General features: G+C 37.1%; 1 protein-coding gene. It reads left to right on the top strand.

The window, feature by feature from the left end:
• Nucleotides 1-241: GDP-mannose 4,6-dehydratase (locus CWC16_RS19430; protein ID WP_171037701.1), on the top strand; the 241-nt coding region annotated here is incomplete at its 5' end.
• Nucleotides 242-310: the final 69 nt, after the last annotated feature.

Raw genomic sequence — 310 nt, 5'->3', positions numbered from 1 at the left:
AAAATCGGCTATTGCAGGCAATTCCGAATCCTTGATTGAATACGTTAAAGACCGCCTTGGTCATGACCGTCGCTATGCCATTGATGCTGCTAAAACACGTACTGAATTGGGCTATGAGCCGAAAGAATCCTTTGAAACAGGCATTCGTAAAACCGTTGAATGGTATTTGAATAATGAAGCCTGGTGGCTGGCTGTGATGGATGGTTCATATCGTGATTGGATCTCTGAACAATACAAATAATTAAAGGATGTAGAAATGAACATTGTGAAAAATACATTAAAAAGAAAAAAGACAAAAAAACATTTTAAA

This window comes from Pseudoalteromonas sp. S3776, from assembly GCF_005886915.1.
In the GTDB taxonomy this organism is placed as follows: Bacteria; Pseudomonadota; Gammaproteobacteria; order Enterobacterales; family Alteromonadaceae; genus Pseudoalteromonas.
This window is presented reverse-complemented; position numbering and strand designations above follow the sequence as displayed.